General features: G+C 71.9%; 15 protein-coding genes. 8 read left to right on the forward strand and 7 right to left on the reverse strand.

Features of this window, described 5'->3' with window-relative positions:
- Positions 1-235: 235 nt before the first annotated feature.
- On the reverse strand, positions 236-838 hold the full coding sequence (locus BIU95_RS08690; RefSeq protein WP_017886505.1) for a DUF1992 domain-containing protein: 603 nt from the start codon (positions 836-838) through the stop codon (positions 236-238).
- 46 nt (positions 839-884) lie between these two features.
- Positions 885-2705, reverse strand: a complete 1821-nt coding sequence (locus BIU95_RS08695; RefSeq protein WP_042538339.1) for a glycoside hydrolase family 15 protein — start codon at positions 2703-2705, stop codon at positions 885-887.
- Between the two features lie 504 nt (positions 2706-3209).
- Here BIU95_RS08695 and BIU95_RS08700 point away from each other — a divergent pair.
- From BIU95_RS08700 to BIU95_RS08715, 4 genes are all read left to right on the forward strand, one after another.
- The gene (locus BIU95_RS08700) at positions 3210-4376 is read left to right on the forward strand and encodes an RtcB family protein (RefSeq protein WP_071251473.1); all 1167 of its coding nucleotides are present in this window, start codon (positions 3210-3212) and stop codon (positions 4374-4376) included.
- A gap of 127 nt (positions 4377-4503) precedes the next feature.
- The gene (locus BIU95_RS08705; RefSeq protein WP_017886500.1) at positions 4504-5337 is read left to right on the forward strand and encodes a DUF1206 domain-containing protein; all 834 of its coding nucleotides are present in this window, start codon (positions 4504-4506) and stop codon (positions 5335-5337) included.
- 52 nt (positions 5338-5389) lie between these two features.
- The gene (locus BIU95_RS08710; RefSeq protein ID WP_071251474.1) at positions 5390-6265 is read left to right on the forward strand and encodes an SMP-30/gluconolactonase/LRE family protein; all 876 of its coding nucleotides are present in this window, start codon (positions 5390-5392) and stop codon (positions 6263-6265) included.
- A 70-nt stretch (positions 6266-6335) separates the two neighbouring features.
- Positions 6336-7406 (forward strand): alpha/beta fold hydrolase, encoded by a 1071-nt coding sequence (locus tag BIU95_RS08715; protein ID WP_071251475.1) that lies wholly within the window; start codon positions 6336-6338, stop codon positions 7404-7406.
- A gap of 138 nt (positions 7407-7544) precedes the next feature.
- Here BIU95_RS08715 and BIU95_RS08720 read toward each other — a convergent pair whose 3' ends face one another.
- From BIU95_RS08720 to BIU95_RS08740, 5 genes are all read right to left on the reverse strand, one after another.
- Positions 7545-8738 carry an NAD(P)/FAD-dependent oxidoreductase gene (locus BIU95_RS08720; RefSeq protein ID WP_017886497.1) on the reverse strand — a complete coding sequence of 398 codons (1194 nt, stop codon included), beginning with the start codon at positions 8736-8738 and terminating at the stop codon, positions 7545-7547.
- A 31-nt stretch (positions 8739-8769) separates the two neighbouring features.
- On the reverse strand, positions 8770-9570 hold the full coding sequence (locus tag BIU95_RS08725; protein ID WP_017886496.1) for an SDR family NAD(P)-dependent oxidoreductase: 801 nt from the start codon (positions 9568-9570) through the stop codon (positions 8770-8772).
- Positions 9571-9578: 8 nt separating this feature from the next.
- A complete protein-coding gene (locus tag BIU95_RS08730) occupies positions 9579-10085 on the reverse strand; it encodes a Dps family protein (RefSeq protein ID WP_017886495.1) in 507 nt (168 codons plus the stop codon).
- Positions 10086-10207: 122 nt separating this feature from the next.
- A complete protein-coding gene (locus BIU95_RS08735; RefSeq protein WP_017886494.1) occupies positions 10208-10720 on the reverse strand; it encodes a MarR family winged helix-turn-helix transcriptional regulator in 513 nt (170 codons plus the stop codon).
- A gap of 138 nt (positions 10721-10858) precedes the next feature.
- Entirely contained in the window at positions 10859-11425 is a 567-nt protein-coding gene (locus tag BIU95_RS08740; RefSeq protein WP_017886493.1) for an NADPH-dependent FMN reductase, read from the reverse strand.
- 106 nt (positions 11426-11531) lie between these two features.
- On the opposite strand from BIU95_RS08740, the gene BIU95_RS08745 reads away from it, so the two are divergent.
- From BIU95_RS08745 to BIU95_RS08760, 4 genes are all read left to right on the forward strand, one after another.
- Positions 11532-13178: a glycoside hydrolase family 13 protein gene (locus BIU95_RS08745; protein WP_071251476.1), complete on the forward strand. Its 1647-nt coding sequence runs from the start codon at positions 11532-11534 to the stop codon at positions 13176-13178.
- A 109-nt stretch (positions 13179-13287) separates the two neighbouring features.
- Positions 13288-15303 carry a DUF11 domain-containing protein gene (locus BIU95_RS08750; RefSeq protein ID WP_139179715.1) on the forward strand — a complete coding sequence of 672 codons (2016 nt, stop codon included), beginning with the start codon at positions 13288-13290 and terminating at the stop codon, positions 15301-15303.
- Between the two features lie 145 nt (positions 15304-15448).
- A complete protein-coding gene (locus tag BIU95_RS08755; RefSeq protein ID WP_017886490.1) occupies positions 15449-16108 on the forward strand; it encodes a DUF308 domain-containing protein in 660 nt (219 codons plus the stop codon).
- Complete coding sequence (locus BIU95_RS08760) at positions 16105-16368, forward strand: hypothetical protein (RefSeq protein ID WP_017886489.1); 264 nt, start codon at positions 16105-16107, stop codon at positions 16366-16368. The genes BIU95_RS08755 and BIU95_RS08760 overlap by 4 nt, the downstream gene beginning before the upstream one ends.
- Positions 16369-16412: the final 44 nt, after the last annotated feature.

Genomic DNA, 16412 nt, shown 5'->3' on the forward strand with positions numbered 1-16412 from the left:
AGTAACACCCCCGCACCACGATCGGCCCGGACCACGCAGCAGCGCGGTCCGGGCCGATTCGCGTTGCGCGAACCGCACCGCGCCGCGGGCCCGCGCCAGGCAGAACCGGGCGTACCCGGCGGCCGTCGTCGCCCTCGCCACGGGCTGGGCGACACCTCACGCGCTCACGCTCGCGAGAACTGTCGCTCAGCGCGAAAGCCCGGCGACGGCCCGCGCCGCCGCGCCACGGCACCGCTCAGCGGCGGCGCCACCACCGCCGCGGCTTCGCGTCGGCCAGCGCCTGCTCCGCAGCCCGAGCGGCCGCCGCCATGCGCAGCTCGCGGCGCTCCCGCCAGGCGAGCACCTCGGCTTCGACGTCGCGCATCGGCGTGACCACCGGCGGCCCGCCGAGCAGCTGTCGCCGGGCCTCCTTCACCCGTGCGTTGAAGTCCACCAGGACGTCGCGCACATCGGTCTCGAGCGACAGGGCGTCGAGGGCGTCGTCGAGTTCGGCGTCCTCCGTCCGGAGCGCCAGGGCCGGTGGCGCGATGCCCCGGATGTCCTCGCGCTCGATCTTCGACTTGATCCACCAGTCGGGATCGTGTTGGCCGTCGATCCCGGGCAGCGGTTTGCCGTGGTAGGGGTTGCCCTCGAAGACTCCTCGGCGTTCGGCTTCGGCGATCTGCGCCCGCGCGTGGGCCGCGACGTCGGCGGCCTTGAGCAGCCGGCGTTCCTCGCGCTCCGACCGCACCTCGTCGGGGTCGAGTGACCCCCGCTCGATCTCCTGGTCGACGAGCTGCTGGTACCGGTAGCGCGCGGCCCGGCGGAGGCGGTCCATGCGTGCATCGACGTCGTTCATCGTCAGACCATGATGCCCCGCGCCCCCGACGGTTCGTCCAGCCCCGTCAGGACTTCTCTGAGACTTCTTCGATGGTCAGCGCCGCCTGGATGAGCGCCAGGTGCGACAGGCCCTGGGGGATGTTCCCCATGAAGTCCCCGTCGACGGCACTGAGCATCTCGCTGAACAGACCGACGTCGTTCGCCTGCGCCACCATGTCGTCCATCAGGTGCTTCGCGTCGTCGACGCGTCCGACGCAGGCCATCGCCGCAGCGAGCCAGAACGAGCACGCCACGAAGGGCGATTCCTCGTCCTGGATGCCGGAGTACCGGTACACGAGCGGGCCGTGCTGCAGCTGTTCCTCGATGGCCCGGATCGTGGACTCCATGCGGGGCCCGCGGTCGAACGCCGACATCGCGTGCAGCAGGATCGAGCAGTCGAGTGCATCGCTACCCGGGTACATGACGTAGTGGCCGAGCTCCTCGTTCCACCCGTTCTCGGCGACCCAGTCCTCGATGAGCTCGCGGTTCTCGATCCACTTGTCACGGGGGCCGTCGATCATCCCCGCGTCGTGCAGCTCGACCGCGGCGTCGAGCGCCTGCCAGCAGCCGATCTTGCTCGTCGTGTAGTGCTGCGTCTCCTGCAGCTCCCACATGCCCGAGTCTGCTTCCGGCCACCTGTGGCAGGCGTCGTCGGCCAGCCCCTGCAGCACCGACGCGGTCTTGCGGTCGAGCACGTTGCCGGCGCGGACGTACTGGCGCATGATCTCGAACACGTCGCCCCAGACGCCGAGCTGCAGCTGATCGCCCGCCCGGTTGCCGATCGTGACCGGCCCGATGCCGTTCCAGCCGGGGACGTCGCGTTCCTCGACCGAGTCGCTCTTGGACCCGTCGAGTGCGTAGAAGATCGGCATCGTCTCGTCGTGCTCGGCGATCGTGCGCATCACCCACGAGACGGCCGCGTGGGTCTCCTCGCGCAGCCCGAAGCGGGTGAGTGCGTGCACCGTGTACGCCAGGTCGCGCACCCAGGCGAACCGGTAGTCCCAGTTCTTCCCGCCGGTGCGGTCCTCGGGCAGGCTCGTCGTCGGTGCCGCGGCGATCGCACCGGTGGGGGAGAAGATCAGGAGCTTCAGGGCGAGGGCGCTGCGCTGGACGGCATCCGACCACGGCCCGTCGTAGCTGAACTCCTTCGACCAGGTCGCCCAGTTCTCGATCGTGCGGTCGACCCCCTCGAGCGTGCGCTCCGGCTCGGGCAGGAAGATCGGTTCGTCGTACGTGCCGACGATCGTCAGGATCGACTTCGAGCCCTCGGTCGTCGAGAACCGGCCGGAGAACCGGGGTCCGTCGTCGTGGACGGGTTCGAAGCCCTGCTCGACGATCGCGATGGTGACGCCGTCGATCCCGATGACGGTGCCGTTCGCGGTGTCGAGGCGTCGGGGTTCCGCGGTGTTCAGGATCGTGCCGGGCACGACGGCCCACTCCATCTCGACGGAGCCCTGGACCCCCTGGACGCAGCGGCCGATCTCGGCCCACGGCAGACGTCCGGCGACACCGGTGACCATGGCGTCGGTCACGGTGGCGGTGCCGGACGGGGTGGTCCACGTCGTCACGAGCACGTTCGTCCCCGGCAGGTAGGCCCGGGACACCTCCGCCTGGTCGTCGACGGGTCGCAGGGCGACGTGTCCGCCGTGCTCGGCGTCGACGATGCTCGCGAACACCGGCGGCGAGTCCATCGACGGGATCGGCAGCCAGTCGATCCGGCCGTCGAGCGCGATGAGGGCGACGGTCCGCCCGTCACCGATCGCGCCGTAGGAGCGGAGCGGCACGTACCCGTTCGTCCGTTCCTCGTTCTCGGTCGCGTCGGGGGTGTCTCGCGTGCGCTCGGTCATGCGTCCAGCCTGCCCCGGCCCCGGCGGCGACCATCAGGCGGACGTACCCCTCGTGGAGAACGCGCGACGCGCCTCCCGCCTGTGGAGAACCGCCGGAGCACCGCCGGAGCACCCGCGGGGGACAGCCAGGGCACCACCGGCGCGCAGCCGACACGCCCACATGACTTGCGCACCCCGGGCGTGTCGCACTACCGTCGTCCTCCTGCCGATCAGGCAGACCGCCCGCCCCGGGCACACCGGAAGGACCGCGCATGCGCGCCGTGCAGCACAACGAGGAACGCGTCGAGCTCCAGCTCGCCGCGGCCGCCGTGCTGCCCGAGCAGCAGCGGTCCCTCCGCTATCCCGCGTAGGCACGCGACGTCCCACGACGCCTCGTGCCCACCCGGCCCGGGGCGTTCGTCAGCACCGCTTCCTTCCGTCCGCCACGTCCGGCGACGACCAGGAGGCCCGGCGTGCGACCGTCTCGGACCGTCACCTCGACCGTCACGAAAGCGAGACGACACCATGAAGAAGATCAACGACCGGTTGCTCAGCTGGGCCTCGATGCTCGAGGACAACACCGAGCAGCAGGCCCGCACGACCGCGCGCATGCCGTTCGTGTTCCCGCACCTGGCCCTCATGCCCGACGCCCACCTGGGCCTCGGGGCCACCGTCGGGTCCGTCATCCCGACCCTCGGCGCGATCATGCCGGCAGCCGTCGGCGTGGACATCGGCTGCGGCATGATCGCGGTCCGCACGCAGTTCACCGCGAGCGACCTGCCCGCCGACCTGCAGGGTCTGCGCGAGCAGATCGAGCGCGCGATCCCGCTGTCGGCCGGTGCGTCGAACCGGAAGATCGTGGCGACCGCCGCACCCCGGATCGCCGAGCTCGAGGCGATGGCCGAGACCGCCGGGTTCGACCCCGACGGCGTGCACGGCGGCTGGCGCAACCAGCTCGGCACGCTCGGCTCCGGCAACCACTTCATCGAGGTGTCCCTCGACGAGCAGGACCGGGTCTGGCTCTTCCTGCACTCCGGGTCGCGGGGTGTCGGCAACAAGATCGCGCAGCGCCACATCAGGGTCGCCAAGAAGGCCATGGAGCGCTGGTGGATCCAGCTGGCGGACCCCGACCTGGCCTACCTGGTCGAGGGCACGCCGGAGTTCGACCGGTACATCGCCGAGCTGCGGTGGGCCCAGCACTTCGCCCTGCTCAACCGCGAGGAGATGATGGACCGCGTCGTCCGGCAGCTGTCCGAGGCCGTCGGCACGCCCGTCGACGAGCGCGAGCGGATCAACTGCCACCACAACTTCACGCAGCGTGAGACGCACTGGGGCAAGTCCGTGTGGGTCTCGCGCAAGGGTGCGATCCAGGCGAAGGCCGGTCAGCCGGGTCTGATCCCCGGGTCGATGGGCACGGCGTCGTACGTGGTCGAGGGGCTCGGCAACAAGCCGTCGCTCGAGTCGTCCCCGCACGGCGCCGGGCGGCTGTTCTCGCGGAGCGCTGCCCGGCGGACCTTCACCCACGAGCAGCTGCGCGAGGCGATGGTCGGCATCGAGTACCGCGACACCGACGCGTTCCTCGACGAGATCCCGGCCGCCTACAAGCCGATCGACCAGGTGATGACGGACGCCGAGGACCTCGTGTCGATCCGGCACACCCTGCGCCAGGTCGTCAACGTGAAGGGCGACTGAGACGCGCCCACCCAAGGATGGGAGGCCCGTGGCGGCCCCGCCACGGGCCTCCCGTCCGCCACGTGGCGGACCGCACGGCCCGGCGCGCCCCGGACAGGACGGCGCGCGTCGGGCACGCTTGTCCGTGATGAGCGACACGGCGGAGCACGCAGCGAAGGAGACCGGACGACAGGTCCGGCGAGCGGCCGACAGCCGTTGGTTCGAGGTCACGGCACGCGCCGGGTTCGTCGGCAGCGGCATCGTCCACCTGCTGATCGGGTACCTGGCGATCCTGCTCGGCATCGGGAACGCGTCCTCGGGCGGTGAAACCGACCAGTCCGGTGCGCTGCAGCAGATCGCCGCCGTGCCCGGTGGGGTGTTCCTGCTCTGGCTGATCGCCGTCGGCACCGCCGCACTCACCGTGCGTCTGGTCGTCGAGGCGATCGTCGGCGGACGGTCCGACACGACCCGCGGCTGGCTCGCCCGGCTGAAGGACGTGGCGAAGGCCGTGGTCTACGGCGTGATCGCGTACTCGTCGGCCTCGTACGCGCTCGGCGCCGGGTCGAGCTCGAGCAGCTCGTCGCAGAGCGCCGCGGCGAAGACCCTCGCGACGCCGGGCGGGGTGTTCGTGCTGGTGCTGGCCGGGGCGATCGCGGTCGCGGTCGGCATCGGCCTCGTGGTGATCGGCTGCCGTCGGTCGTTCCGGAAGCAGATCACGCGACCGTCGGGCCAACTCGACCGCGTGGTCACCGTCCTCGGCGTCGTCGGGTACGTCGGCAAGGGCATCGCCGTGGTGATCGTGGGCGTGCTCATCGCCGTCGCGGGGCTGCAGAGCGACCCCGACCAGGCCACCGGCCTCGACGCCGCGTTCGACGCCGTCCGGAGCATGCCCGGCGGGGTGTTCGTCCTCGTCGCGATCGGCATCGGGTTCCTGGCGTTCGGCGTCTACAGCTTCTTCCGCGCGCGCTTCGCCCGCCTCTGACCCGCTTCCGCGCCTGAGCGGGCGCGGACCCGCCCCGCGGTAGACGGGGTCGATGAGCACGAACGTCACCACCGGCCCCGCGACCGTCTTCGTCGACGCCCGAGCGGTCCTCGCCGAGAGCATCGTCTGGGACCCGTCCGCGCAGCTCCTCCGGTGGACCGACATCACCCTCGGCACCCTCAACACCGCCGGGGCCGACGGCACCGTCCGGTCGAGCGTGCCGCTGCCGCCCCCGCTGGCGAGCTTCCAGCCCCGCGCCTCCGGCGGGTTCGTCGCGGCCCTCGGCGACGCCGTCGTCGTGACGGACGAGCAGGGGGCCGTGGAGCGTGGGATCGCCCGCGTCACGCACAGCACCTCGGGCAACCGGTTCAACGAGGGCAAGTGCGACCCGTTCGGCCGGTTCCTGGTCGGCAGCATGAACGTGACCACCGGCGAACCCGACGCCGCGCTCTACTCGGTCGAGCCCGACGGCACCGTCCGGCTGCTCCGCGGCGGCTTCGGCGTGACGAACGGCATGGAGTGGTCGGAGGACGGCAGCACCATGTACGTCACCGACACCAGCGCCTCGACGGTCTTCCGGGGGTCGTACGGCCCGGACGGCGAGCTCGGCGAACTCGAGCCGTTGATCGTCGGCCACGCGCACGACGGCCTGGTCCGCGACGACGAGGGCTGCTTCTGGAGCGCGATCTACGGCGGTTCCCGCGTCGAGCGCTACGGTCCCGACGGCTCGCACCTGGAGACGGTGGAGCTCCCCGTCGCCAACCCGACGTCGGTGGCGTTCGGCGGCCCGGACATGTCGACGCTGTTCGTCGGCACGGCCCGCGAGAACCTCACCGAGCAGGACCTGGAGCAGGCGCCGCCCTCCGGCGCCGTCTTCGCGGTGCCGACCACGGTGCACGGCTTCCCCGCGAACACCTTCAGCGGCTGACCACGGCGTCGCCGCCCGAGCGGACGGCGGCCGGGTATCCTGGGCGACCGCCCGACCGGAGGAGACCCACGTGGACGACGAACGCCAGGCACCCCGTCCGGACCCGGCCGGGGAGCTCGCCCAGGCCGAGGACGCCGACGTCACGGTGCAGGTCGACCGGGTCGCACTCGACGGCACCTACGTCCGGGTGAGTTCGATCGGTGAGCCGGGCGAGCGGGCCTTCGTGCTCGTCGCGGGTCTCGGCATCGCGTCGACCTACTACGAGCGGCTCGCGCCGCACCTCAACGAGAACGGACCGGTGCACGCGCTCGACCTGCCGGGCTTCGCGGGCGTCCCGCGGTTCCGTGGGACGGTCTCGATCGAGCGGTACGCCGACGCGGTCGAGCGGGTCATCGACGACCTCGGGCTCGAGGACCCGGTGCTCATCGGGCACTCGATGGGCACCCAGGTCGTCACCGAGGTCGCCGCTCGCCGTCCCGAGCTCTCCGACCTCGTGCTCATCAGCCCCGTGGTCGACTCGTCGGCGCGCACGGTGCGGCAGTCGGCGTTCCGGTTCCTGCGGTCGACGCTGCACGAGCCGGCCGCGGTCCGCTGGCACGGCATCACGGCGTACGCGCTGTGCGGCTGGCACTGGTTCCGCAAGGTCCTGCCGCGCATGATCGCGTTCCCGATCGAGGAGCGTGCCGCGCACGTGCAGGCCCGCACCCTGATCGTCCGCGGCGAGCACGACGCGATGGTGCCGCGCGACTGGGTCCGCCGGCTGGCGCGCGTGTTCCCGTACGCGGTCCTGCGCGAGGTCGTCGACGGTGCGCACTCGGTGATGCACGCGCAGGCCGACGCGGTCGCGCGGCTCGCGGTGGCGCACGTCGACCACCGGATCCCGGACCGCGGCGTGTCCTCGCTGCAGCGGGTGCGTGACGACTCGACGGCGTCGGACCTGGCCCGGCTCAGCCCGGGGGACGCCTGGTTGCTGGTCAAGTCGCGGTTCATCGAGCTGTTCGGGATGGCCCGGAACGACGACGAGACGCTCGAGGCCGCCAAGTCCGCGCACGCCGTCGCGATGGCGGACGGCGACGACCTGCCGGTCGACCCGGCGGACCGCCGGGCGGTCGTCGACGAGGTCGCGCCGGAGTCGAAGTAGCCAGCACCGTCGAAGCAGCCAGCCCCGTCGAGGCGGCGGGCGCCGCGGTGTGCGGGTGACCGGCTGGAGGCCCGGTGCCGGTCCGACGGACCGGCACCGGGCCTCCAGGGCGTCGCGACCACCGCGACGGGCGAGCGATCAGGCCGTGATGCGGCCCGGCAGCATGTCGGGCGTCAGCGAATTCGCCTCGGCGAGCACCTTGCGGGCTTCGTCGGTCTTGTCCCACACGTTCCAGAGCAGCACACCCCGGACCGTGTCGTCGTCGTCCAGGTAGTAGACGACGCCGGTCACGGTGGGGTCCTGCCAGTCCTCGACCGTGCGGAGCTTCGCGCTGACCTGCCCCACGGCCTCGTACCCCATGTCGAAGACGTCGGAGTAGAACATCGGCGTGTGGTCGTAGGTCTCGTCGGCGTCGGCCAGGTTGCGGCCGGCCTGTCGACCCTGCTGCTGGGCGTTGTCGACGTGCTCCACCCGGCGTGTGCCGAGGATCCGGTCCGGGTACTCGGCGACGTCACCGGCAGCGAACACGGAGTCGTCGTCGGTGAGCAGCGTCGAGGACACCACGATGCCGTCGCGGACGGTGAGTCCGGCGTCGGCGGCGAGCTGCGTCGCGGGCTCGATGCCGAGCCCGGCGACGACCGCGTCGGCCTCGACCACGGAACCGTCGTCGAGCGTCAGTCGCACACCGTCGGCCGTCTCGGCGCCCTCGGACACCCGGCGGCCGGTGCGGAGCTCGACGCCGTGGTCGACGAAGCGCTGCTGGAACGCCCGTGCCAGGTCGTCGGGGAACATCCGTCCGCCGACGATCTCGTCCGGGTCGACCAGCGTGACGCGTGCGCCGTTCTGCACGATGCCCGCGGTGATCTCCTGCCCGATGTAGCCGCCACCGACGACGGCGACGTGCGCTCCGGCGTCGGCGAGCTCGCGCAGGCGGCGGTAGTCCGACGCGCTGCGGTAGTCGAGCACGCGTGCCGACGGGGACAGCCCCGGCAGCCCGCGGGGCTTCCCACCGGTCGCGAGCAGGAGCCGCTCGTAGCCGTGGGTCGCACCGTCGGCCGTCGTGACGGTCTTCGCGGCACGGTCGATCGCCGTCACCGCGGTGCCCAGGACGAACTGCGCCCCGGTCTCCTCGGTGTGCAGGTCGACCTTGTCGTCCCAGCTGAAGTCCGGGTCGGTCCAGAGCTTCTTCGAGAGCGCGGGCCGGGCGTAGGGGCGGTCGACGTCCTCGCTGAGGATCCCGATCGACCCGTCGGTGTCGAGCTCGCGGATGCCGCGGGCGGCCGCGTCGGCGACCATCCCGCCGCCGACGATGAGGTAGCGGAAGTCGGTCATGACGCCTCCTGGTTGTGCTGTGGTGCCACGATCAGATCGTCGCGACCGAGCCGGAGTCGACCCGGTAGTTGGCGCCGTTCACGAAGCTGGCCAGGTCGGAGCACAGGAAGGCCACGACGTTGGCGACCTCTTCCGGCTCACCGCGCCGCTTGAGCTCCATGTACGGCCGCTCCTCGTCGAGGAAGCTGCCGATGGCCTCGTCGAACGATGTGCCGCGCTGCTTGGCCCGCTTGTCCATCATCGCGTCGGTCATGGGCGTGTGGATGAACGCGGGCGAGACCGTGTTCACCAGCAGGCCCTCGGAGGCGTAGGAGCGCGAGAGCCCCTTGGCGAACGAGAGCACCCCGGCCTTGGCAGCGCAGTAGGGCAGTTCGTCGTCGTACGGTTGCGAGGCGTCCTCGGACACCAGGTAGACGATGCGTCCCCAGCCGCCCTGTCGCAGGTCGCCGATGAACTCGCGGGTGATCCGCACCGGCCCCATCAGGTCGATGTCGATCGTCTCCGCCCAGCCGGCCTCGTCGATCTCGTGGAACATGCCCTGGGCGCCGGTGACGCCCGAGGACTGCACCAGGATGTCGATCTCGCCGACGGCGTCACGCACCTTGTCGTGCAGGGCGGCGAGGCTCTCGGCGCTCCGGACGTCGGCCGCGAACGCGTGCAGCTTGCCGAGGGGAGCCTCGAGCTGGTCCGCACTGGTGTCGAGACGGCTCTGGTCGATGTCGGTGACGACCACGGTCGCACCCTCTGCCAGCAGGATGCGCGCCGTGTTCCAGCCGATGCCGGAGTCACCGCCGAAGACGAGTGCGGTCTTGCCCTGGATACCGAGGTCCACCCGGGCCCCTACGCGTGCGCCGACGCGTCGGCGACGGCGGGCGTGGTGGCGGACGCCAGCGGGGTGCTGGGCGCGCGGTTCTCGGCGGAGACCATCCAGGCGAGCTGCTCGAGGCGCTCGATGAAGCCGTGGAGCAGGTCCGCGGTCGTCGGGTCTTCCTCGTCGACCTCGTCGTGGACGTCGCGCATGGTGCCGGTCGCCTGGTACAGCCGGAGCGTGACCTGGTCGATGGCGTCGTGCGTGGTGATCTCGCCCGAGGGGAACGCGTCGAGGTGGCTGCCCGCGGAGACGGTCGCCGAGCGGCCGTCCGGCACGAGGTACAGCGCGCGCATGCGCTCGGCGGTGTCGTCGGCGAACTCGCGAGCGGCGTCGACGATCTCGTCGAGCTGCAGGTGGAGGTCGCGGAAGTTGGTGCCCAGGATGTTCCAGTGGGCCTGCTTGCCCTGCAGGTGCAGGTCGATGAGGTCCACGAGGACCGCCTGGAGGTTCTTGGCCATCTTGTCCGAAGCGTGCATGGTTGTGGCTCCTTTCGCGTCGGTGTGACCGTTCCGGTCTACGCGGTGCCGCAGTGCACGTTCTCAGTGCGCTCGGAGGCAGCGTCCCCCGACGACAGTCGGAGGCCTCGGCGCGACGGTGCTCAGTGCGACGGCGCGGGGTCGACCTGGTCGACCGCCTGGCGCATCTGCTCCAGGAAACCGGCGACGACCCGGGCCTCGGACGCGGGGAGTCCCTCGGCGATCGACATCATCCGGCGGTGCATCACGCCGAGCGTGGCGCGGACCTCGTCGTCGGTCTCGGTCGTCGGCGTGATGACGAGGGCCCGGCGGTCGGTGGGGTGCGGATCGCGGCGGACGTGGTTCGACTTCACCAGGCGGTCGATCAGGATCGTCGTCGACGCGGACGAGATCTTGAGGTACGCCGCGAGGTCCTTGGGGCTCACGGACGTGCCGGAGCGCTGCGCCTGCAGCAGGAACCGTACGGCGAGCAGGTCGGTCTCACCCATGCCCATCGAGTCACGGGTCCGGCGGCGCATGGCGGTCTCGGCGGACCGGTACCGGCGCAGGGCGTTCAGCACGGCGACCCCGCGCTGGGTCGCGTCGTCGTCCGGGAACCAGTACCCGGACGCCTCGGTGATCTCCTGCGTGGACATGGCGTTCAGGGTAACCCGTCTCGTATCTCGGTCGTCTAGCGGACTCCCGGGTTCCGCCACGACCGGTGCGTCCGCACCGGACGGACAGGAGGCCCGTGGCGGGGTCGCCACGGGCCTCCTGTCCGGTGGTTCGTCGCGTTACGCGGCTGCGGACTCGTCCGTGCCGGCCGCGGCCTCGGCGAGCGCGGTGAGCGCGCCCTGCACGAGCGTCGTGACCTCGGCGTCCTCGCGCGGGTGGGTCTCGGCGAAACGGACGACCGACTGCGGGATGGCGACCTTGACGTCCTCCAGGACCTTCGCGCCGGCGATGCCGGCGACCTTGCGGGCGTCGTCGTGGGCCCAGACGCCGCCGTACTGGCCGAACGCCGAACCGATGGCGGCGAGCGGCTTGCCGGACAGCGGCGAGGCGCCGAACGGACGCGATGCCCAGTCGAGGGCGTTCTTCAGCACGGCGGGGATGGTGCCGTTGTACTCGGGGGTGACGAGCAGGACGGCGTCCGAGGCGGCGATCGCGTCGCGGAAGGCGACTGCCGGGGCGGGCGGGGTGTCACCGTCGATGTCCTCGTTGTAGAACGGCAGGTCGACGATGCCGTCGAAGGTGTGCAGCTCGATGCCCTCCGGCGCGTGGTGCGCGGCGGCCTCGGCGAGCTTGCGGTTGATGGAGTCGGCGCGCAGGCTGCCGACGAGGACGAGGACGTTCGTCATGGAGCTCCTTCTGTTGCGGGATGCTGTTGCTGGACGGAAAGGTGTCAGCAACAACCAATGCGATCGTAGGGGGCGCTATTCCCGGTCCGCTGAGTACGGTGGCGTCGTGACCACGCTTCGGACCCCGGCCAGCACGCCACGAACCACCGACCCGACCTGGTGGCGCGACGCCGTCGTGTACCAGGTCTACCCACGCAGCTTCGCCGACACGGACGGCGACGGACTCGGTGACGTCGCGGGCATCACGAGCCGGGTGCCGTACCTGGCATCGCTCGGCGTCGACGCGCTGTGGCTCTCCCCGTTCTTCCCGTCGCCCCTGGCCGACGGGGGCTACGACGTCGCCGACTACCGGGCCGTCGACCCGAAGCTCGGGTCCCTCGAGGACCTCGACGCGCTGCTCCGGGCCGCCCACGAGCACGACCTGAAGGTCATCGTCGACATCGTCCCGAACCACACCTCGGACCAGCACGAGTGGTTCCGGGCCGCGTTGGCGTCCGCGCCGGGGTCGCCCGAGCGGGCGCGGTACGTGTTCCGCGAAGGGTCCGGTACCTCCGGCGAACTGCCGCCGAGCGACTGGGTGTCGAACTTCGGCGGCAGCGCCTGGACCCGGGTGCCCGACGGGCAGTGGTACCTGCACCTGTTCGCCCCCGAGCAGCCGGACCTGGACTGGTCGAACCCCGAGGTCCGTGCCGACTTCGAGGACACCCTGCGCTTCTGGTCCGACCGCGGTGTCGACGGGTTCCGCGTGGACGTTGCGCACGGGCTGGCGAAGGACCTGTCGACCCCGTACCGGCCGTCGGACGAGCAGGACCTGCCGCTCGACGGCTCCGACCCGCTGTACGACCGTGACGAGGTGCACGAGATCTTCGCCACGTGGCGTCGGGTGCTCGACGAGTACGACCCGCCCCGCGCCGCGGTCGCCGAGGCCTGGGCTCCGGCACCCCGTCGCGTCCTGTACGCCCGGCCGACCGAGCTCGGGCAGGCCTTCAACTTCGACCTGCTCGAGGCCCCGTTCGAGCCCGATGCGTTCCGTCGGATCATCGAGCGGAACCTGGCCGCCTCGGAGCAGTCCGGCGCCTCGAGCACCTGGGTGCTCTCGAACCACGACGTCGTGCGGCACCCCACCCGCTACGGCCTGCCGGACGGCACGGACACCGATGCCTGGCTCATGACCGACGGCACGACGCCGGAGCTCGACCGCGCACGGGGGCTCCGCCGGGCACGAGCGGCCACCATGCTGATGCTCGCGCTGCCCGGGTCGTCGTACGTCTACCAGGGCGAGGAACTCGGGTTGCACGAGGCCGCCGCGATCCCGCGCGACCTGCTGCAGGACCCGAAGTGGCTCCGCACCGGGCACACCGTGAAGGGCCGCGACGGCTGCCGGGTGCCGATCCCGTGGGCGCGTTCCGGGCCGTCGTTCGGCTTCGGGGACGCCGCGCCGCACCTGCCGCAGCCGCAGGACTTCGGGGAGTCCTCGGTCGAGGCCGAGGACGGCGACCCCGAGTCCACCCTGTCGCTGTACCGCGAGGCGCTCGCCGCCCGCCGTCGCCTGCAGCAGGGGGAGGCCCTGACGTGGCTGGAGTCCGGCTCCGAGGTCGTCGCGTTCGCACGGAACGACGGGTGGCGGTCGGTGACGAACTTCGGCACGGCCCCGGTGCCCCTGCCCGACGGCACGGTCGTCGCCGCGTCCGGGCCGCTCGACGGGGTCGCGCCGGGACTGCTGCCGGGTGAGACGACGGTGTGGCTGGCCTGAGCGGTCCGGTTGCGCCGTTCTTCCTCCACAGCCCGGAGGCCCGTGGGGGCGTTCCACAGATCATCCCGCCGCCGCCCGGGGGTGACGTCCCGGTCGCGAGCATCGGGGCATGACAGATCCCAGTGCTCCTGCTCCAGCTCCTGCCCCTGATCGCCGGTCGCGCCGGTCGTTCCGGTCGCTCCGCTCGCGGGTCGTCCGCCGTGTCGCCGCGGCCTGCGCCACGGTGACCGCGCTCGGCGTGCTCGCGGCGCCCGCCGTCCTGCCGTCCGGGTCGAGCGCCGCGGCCCTCGACTTCCCGTACGTCAACCAGTTCTCCAGCGCGTCCGGCGGCGCCCTGCACGGTGACGCCGCGGTGTCCGGCGGGCGGCTGCGGCTCACCGACGACGTCCTGAACCAGGCGGGAGCGTGGTCGACGAACGACACGTTCCCGTCCGACACCGGACTCGAGATCGAGTTCACCTACGCCATGTACACCGCGAAGGACGACCCCGGGGCCGACGGGCTGCTGCTGTACCTGGCCGACGGGGCCGCAGCACAGGGCGTCGGGTCCTTCGGTGCCGGCCTCGGGTACGCCTGCCGCAAGGAAGCGACCGAGGGCGGCGGGCGGCAGTGCGACCTGCCCGGCGTGCCCGGGGGCTTCGCTGCCGTCGCGATCGACCACTACGGCAACTTCTCGTCGCGCATCAACGGCTCCGGTCCGGGAGCGCAGCCCGACCACGTCGTGGTCCGCGGCTCGGGCAACGGGACAGAGGGGTACCGGTACGTCGCCGGTGCGACCGCTCCCGGTGGCACGGTGACCTCCGGCTCGACGCCCCGCACGGTCCGCATCACCCTGCTGCCCGACGACGACGGCGGGCTCTCCGTCACGGTCCGGCTGCAGGCCGGCTCGACCATGCGCACCGTCCTCGACTCGGTCCCGCTGCACGGCGACGGCCAGGCTCCGTTGCCCAGCACGCTGCGCCTGGGGTTCGCGGGGGCCACGGGCAGCCACGTCGACAAGCACGAGGTCGACGCGCTCCGGGTCTGGAAGCCCGCCGACCTGTCCGTCGAGCACGACCTGCCCACGACCGTGACGGCCGGTGAGTCGCTCCGCTACACCGTGACGGCGCGCAACCCCGGCCCGAACGCCGCCGACCCGAGCCCACTGCAGGTCGACGTGCCCGACGGCGTCGAGGACGTCACCTGGACCTGCACCGCCGCCGAGGGTTCCGCCTGCGCAACCGGGTCGGGCACCGGGGACGTCGCGACCGACCTGTCCCTGCCCCGAGGGGGTTCGGCCGTCGTCACGGTCGAGGGCCGGGTGGCCGAGGGCACGTCCGGAACACTGGAGAGCGTGGCGACGATCGCCCCGCCGACCTCGTTGTCCGACACGAACGAGGCCGACAACACCTCGCGAGCGAGCACGACGGCGACGGCACCGGTCGTCGCGGCACACGTCGAGACCGACAAGTCGGTGTCGCCGTCGACCGTCCAGCCCGGCGACGAGGTCGAGTACCTCGTCACCGCCCGGAACCGGGGCCCGTCGGTGGCGCAGCAGGTCGGTGCGGTCGACGACCTGCCCGAGGCGATGCGGTTCGTGGGCTCCGACGACGGGTGCACCGCCGAGGGCCAGCGGGTGACCTGCAGCTCCGACGTGTCGCTGGACGTGGGCGAGACCCTGGACTTCCGGATCCGTGCCGCGCTCGATCCCGCGTACCGGGGCGACGGCTCCGACGTCGTGAACGTGGCCACCGCGACGTCGCCGACCGACCCGGACGGTGGTGACCCGTCCACCGGCGTCGCGATCGTCGTCGGCCCGGACGACGAGGCGCCGGAGCCGAGCCCTTCGCCCACCACCGGTCCGGTGCCGACGACCGGCCCCGCCACGGACGACGGGGACGGTGACGCCGGTGGTGACGGCCCCGCGCCGGACGGTCGCGACGACGGGGACAGCGGCGCCGGTGACCCCGCGGCCGGTCGTGGTCCGGGTGCCCCCGTCGGAGCCCTCGCCTACACGGGCGCCGAAGGACTCGGCCTCGCCGCGGCGCTCGCCGCAGTGGCCGCCGCGGTGGGCTCCGTGTGCTGGTGGCTCGCCCGACGTCGTGTCCGGCTGGGCGCCCCGGACGACGACCCGCAGCAGCCCTGACACCACGGGGACGGCACCGCAGGACGGTGTCGTCCCCGTGCAGGGGGGTGTGGACGTCCACAGGGGGTCGAGTCCGCTCCGGTCGGGCGCTCACCACACCGGCGGTAGGATCGGATCCACGATCCGCATGCCCGAAAGAGGTCTCGTGTCCGACACCGTGGACGACGCCACCACCGTGGAAGAAGCGACCCAGCGCGCGCGGTACTGGCCGATCCCGATCCTCCGAGCGGTCCCCGCTGCGATCGTCGCGATGGTGATCACCTTCTCGACCAACCACGCCGCGGGCTACGGCCTGCTGCTCTTCGGCGGCTTCGCCCTGGTCGAGGGCCTCGTGCTCCTGTTCGCCGGGATCTCCCGACTGCCCCTCGACGGTCGTTCGCGTCGCACGACCCTGCTGCAGGCCGTCATCACCCTGCTCGCCGCCGTCGCCGCGATCGCGTGCAACGGCTTCGGGCTGCCGGCCTTCATCACGGTCATCGTCGCGTTCGCGGTGCTGACCGGAGCCCTCGAGCTGTCGCAGGGGCTCCGGGCCCGGCGGCGTTCGCCCTTCGCCCGCGACTGGACCACGATCGGCGGCCTCACGCTGCTGCTCGCGGTCGCCTTCCTCGTCACCCCGCCGGACTACTCCCAGCAGCTCGGTGGCGTGGAGAAGGTCACCGGCACCCTCGACGCCTCGATCGTGCTCGTCGGCCTGCTCGGTGCGTACCTCGCCATCACGGCCGTCTTCCACGTGATCGCCGGCCTCTCGCACAAGTGGGGCACGGCCACGCCGGCCGTCGCCCCGGACGGAGCACCACACGCATGACCACCCCCAGCCGACGTGACCGTCTGCGCCCGGTCGAGCTCCTCGGGATCTCCGCGATCATCGCGGTGTTCACCGGGCTCGTCGTGCTGTTCTCGACGCGGGAACTGCAGCTGGCCGTGATCTTCCTCGGCGTCGCGTTCATCGTGGTGGTCGTCGTGCTCGCGATGCTGCAGCTCGCCTCGTCGAGTGACCAGGACGACAACGACATGCTCGGCGGACACAAGACGCCGGCCGAGGGCGACGGCGACGACTTCCACTGAGTCCCGCCGCTGACGGCTGACGGCTGACGGCTGACCCCCAGTCC

Source organism: Curtobacterium sp. MCBA15_007 (genome assembly GCF_001864905.1).
Taxonomy (GTDB): Bacteria; Actinomycetota; Actinomycetes; order Actinomycetales; family Microbacteriaceae; genus Curtobacterium; species Curtobacterium poinsettiae.